Raw genomic sequence first — 678 nt, forward strand, 5'->3', positions numbered from 1 at the left:
CTCAGCAAGGCTTTATACAGCGGGCGCACATGACTGGGGTCAAGCTCATCGAGACGCTCGCGCAGGCGGGTGTCGCTCGGGGCCTGCTCAATCCCGTAGAGGGCCTTGAGATTCGCTCGCGTCGTCTCCTCCCGGCAGTCCTGGTCGAACTGCAGCAGCGAGGGATACTTCAACCCGAAGAGCGCTAGCCCTGACATCAGATGATCGACCAAGGCGATGTCGTGACCCGGTGCATCGGGGATTCGACGAAACACCCGATGCGCTTCTTTCAGCAGCCCCTCAATGCTGAGATGCTTGCGGCAAAACGGAGCGCTCATCAGCACCGCCCTCTCAATCCGACACTGAAATGATGCCGGCCAGTCTACCGAGTCGGCGCCAAAAGTCTACGAAGAACTTTTTTTCAGGCTACCCCAACCCATTGTCGCTCAAGAGAAAAAATTTTCAGCGGGAATTGCTGTTTCCAGTATTTCTCTCTCAAGATCAAATCCTTAAAGGGATTTGCATCTTCCGCGTTCGCGGCATCCATCGCTTCCTATCTCGGGCTCGTCCAACAAACGGTTCAGATCGTCGCTCGCTTCGCTCGGACGATCTAACCTTATTCGTTGGGCCTCGTAACGTCGGCCCAACCTAGAGTCGCTGGCCGGTGTTGCCCAGGACCTCACCCTCGCCACGAGCGTG

1 protein-coding gene is annotated in these 678 nt (G+C 56.9%); it reads right to left on the reverse strand.

The annotated features are described in order from the left end of the window. Nucleotides 1-317 (reverse strand): hypothetical protein (locus G3480_RS27205; RefSeq protein WP_206171834.1); only part of this gene is annotated, 317 nt, incomplete at its 3' end. Nucleotides 318-678: the final 361 nt, after the last annotated feature.

The organism is Thiorhodococcus mannitoliphagus, from assembly GCF_010915725.1.
GTDB lineage: Bacteria > Pseudomonadota > Gammaproteobacteria > Chromatiales > Chromatiaceae > Thiorhodococcus > Thiorhodococcus mannitoliphagus.